We start from the raw sequence: 2,841 nt of genomic DNA, 5'->3' as shown, positions 1-2,841 counted from the left end.
CCGACGAGGTTGTCGAACGAGCGGGCGCTCAGACCTGCGCGGCAGACGCCAACGCGGCCAAAACGGCCTTCACGCCGTCCACGACCTGCGGGTCCTTCGACGGCTCGCCGTCGGGCAGGTCTCTGATCGCCGCGAACACCGTCTCTTCGAGGACTTTCCCGCCCGCGATAGTGCTCGCCGCGCTCGCGAAGCCGATCGACTGCGGGCCGCCCTGGGGGTTGTTCGCGGCGCCGATGACCGCGACCGGCTTGTTCGCGATCGGACCGCTGCCGTAGGGGCGGGAAGCCCAGTCGATCCCGTTCTTGAGCACCGCGGACGGGGCTCCGTTGTACGCGGGGGTCACCAGCAGCAGCGCGTCCGCGGCGCCCACGGCTTCCTTGAAGCGGGCCACCTCCTCCGGCAACGGCGGCTCCTCGAGGTCCTGGTTGAAATGCGGCAGCAGCTCCAGCCCGGGGTAGATCTGCACCGACACGCCCTCGGGCGCGCCGTCCACCGCGACTTGGGCGAGCTTTTGGTTCACCGAACCGGTCCGCACGCTTCCGACGAGCACCAGCACATTCGTCATACGTTCCCTTTCCTATGCGTCGACGCGGAGCTCTGTCGAAAAACCCGTCGAAGCAGTCCAATTCGCGGGCGGCCCCGCAGGAAGGTTCCGGCGAACGCTTCCATCCGGAGCATACCGAAAACCGCAGGCTCGGGTCCGATCCGCGGCAGCGCATCTGTCAAGACGTCGGCGCGTGCTCCAACGGCGATCTGCCGGACGAAAAACGCTCCCGCAGCCATTCGCCCAGCTGCGCCGCAGACTCTGCGACTTTTTCCGGCCAGCTCGTCGCCCGCTCGTCCGCCTCGTCGCTGATGTGTTTGACGATGCGCAGCTTCGCGCCGAATTCGGCGCAGACATGCGCTAAAGCAAAGCCTTCCATGTCCACCAGCTGCGCGCCGACCGCGAGCCGGTCGCGCAACGCCGTGTCCGTCACGAACACGTCGCCAGTGGCGAGGACCGAGCCGTCGCCCTCGGGGAGCTCGTAACGCGCCGTGAGAAAGATCCCCATCTCCTCGATCGACGTCACGTTCATCTCGTGGTTCACCACAGCCGAAGGGAGCCACAGGCCCGAAAGCCCTGGGCGCAGCGCGCCCGCCGTGCCGACGTTCACCACGAGGGGCAGCTGCGGGCTTGGCCAACGGGCGAGTGTCCTCGTGAGCGCGGTCGCCGCGGGAACCTTGCCGATCCCGCAGATCAGCGTGGGGAGATCGGCGGGAACGCCTGCCGCTTCCGCCTCGGTCGCCGAGACCACGAGCACTTGATCCATCCCAACATGATGACATGTCGAGCATGGCGGAGGCAGCCCCGCGCTCCGCAAGCGTGGCCGAGCCCCTCCCGCCCCCGGCGGCTACAGTGATCCCCATGACGACGCTGCGCGAGACAATCATCGCCGAACTGGCTGTTTCCCCCACTGTCGACCCGCAGGAGGAGATCGACCGACGAGTCGGCTTCCTTGCCGACTACCTCCTCGCCAGCGGCGCGAAAGGGTTCGTGCTCGGCATCAGCGGCGGGCAAGACAGCGCGCTGGCGGGCAAGCTCGCCCAACTCGCCGCCGAGAAGTCGCGTGCGGACGGGCACGAGGCCCAATTCTTGGCCGTGCGGCTGCCGTACGGGACCCAGGCCGACGAGGCGGACGCGCAGATCTCGCTGGAGTTCATCCGGCCCGACCGCTCGACGACCGCGAACGTCAGGCCTGGCGCCGACGCCACGGCAGGCTCCGCCGCCTCGGCGCTCCAGACCGAGGAGCTGCGTGATTTCGTGCGGGGCAATATCAAAGCCCGAGAGCGGATGGTGCTGCAATACGCCATCGCGGGCCAGCTCGGCTATCTCGTCGTCGGCACCGACCACGCGGCCGAGGCCGTCACCGGCTTCTTCACGAAATACGGCGACGGCGGCGTGGACGTCACGCCGCTCACCGGCCTCACCAAACGCCAAGGCGCCCAGCTCCTTCGGCATCTCGGCGCTCCGGAGTCGATCACCAGGAAAGTGCCGACCGCCGACCTGGAGGACAACCGGCCCGCCCTGCCGGACGAGGAAGCGCTCGGCCTCACCTACGCGCAGCTCGACGACTACTTGGAGGGCAAGCCGGTCGAGGACGCGGTGAGCTCGAAGGTCGAGAGGATCTTCCTGGCCACCCGGCACAAGCGCGCCGTGCCCGTGACGCCGTTCGACTCGTGGTGGCGCTCCTAGACCTCTCGGCACAGCACAGGCTTCTCGGCACAACACAACGCGCCGGCCAAGGCGTGAACCTCGGCCGGCGCGTTGCGGCTGTGTGATGGAAACCTGTTGCGGCTAGTTCGCAGGCAGGGCAGGCGCCGGGGCGGCAGGAGCCGCCTCGGACGCGACGGGGGCTGCCGGAACCGGAGCCGGAGCCTCGGGCAGCACCGGAGCGACCGGAGCCGGGGCAGCAGGAGCAGCCGGAGCCTCAGCGACCGGAGCCGGAGCAGCAGGAGCAGCCGGGACCTCAGCAACCGGAGCCGGAGCAGCAGGAGCCTCAGCAACCGGAGCCGGAGCGGCGGGAGCAGCCGGGACCTGCGGATCGACAGGATCCTGCTTCTTCGCGGCGCGCTGCTGCTGCAGCTGCACCTCGGCCGCGGCCTGGGCCTGCGGCAGCACATTGGACAGGCCGGGGATCACCGTGTTCATCATGGGGAGCACGGTTTGGATCTGCGATCCGACGGCGGACACGCTCTGCCCGATGTCCTGGGACTCGGAGGTGATCAGACCGCCCGCCTGCTGCGCGATCATCGTCGCCAGCCCGGACACGTCGCCCTTCTCGACCTGCTGCTTGATCTGCG

Annotated in this window: 4 protein-coding genes; 1 reads left to right on the top strand and 3 read right to left on the bottom strand. The window is 68.9% G+C overall.

Going from position 1 to position 2,841, the window contains the following annotated elements:
- Positions 1 to 28: 28 nt before the first annotated feature.
- Both ACRC20_RS10230 and ACRC20_RS10225 read right to left on the bottom strand, forming a co-directional pair.
- Positions 29 to 565 (bottom strand): NADPH-dependent FMN reductase, encoded by a 537-nt coding sequence (locus ACRC20_RS10230; protein WP_438686272.1) that lies wholly within the window; start codon positions 563 to 565, stop codon positions 29 to 31.
- A gap of 157 nt (positions 566 to 722) precedes the next feature.
- Complete coding sequence (locus ACRC20_RS10225; RefSeq protein ID WP_438686271.1) at positions 723 to 1,310, bottom strand: nucleosidase; 588 nt, start codon at positions 1,308 to 1,310, stop codon at positions 723 to 725.
- A 95-nt stretch (positions 1,311 to 1,405) separates the two neighbouring features.
- On the opposite strand from ACRC20_RS10225, the gene nadE reads away from it, so the two are divergent.
- A complete protein-coding gene (nadE, locus tag ACRC20_RS10220) occupies positions 1,406 to 2,233 on the top strand; it encodes an ammonia-dependent NAD(+) synthetase (protein WP_438686270.1) in 828 nt (275 codons plus the stop codon).
- 102 nt (positions 2,234 to 2,335) lie between these two features.
- Here the strand turns inward: nadE and ACRC20_RS10215 are convergent.
- The coding region (locus ACRC20_RS10215) for a hypothetical protein (RefSeq protein WP_438686269.1) at positions 2,336 to 2,841 on the bottom strand (506 nt) is incomplete at its 5' end.

The organism is Segniliparus sp., from assembly GCF_051660745.1.
GTDB lineage: Bacteria > Actinomycetota > Actinomycetes > Mycobacteriales > Mycobacteriaceae > Segniliparus.
This window is presented reverse-complemented; position numbering and strand designations above follow the sequence as displayed.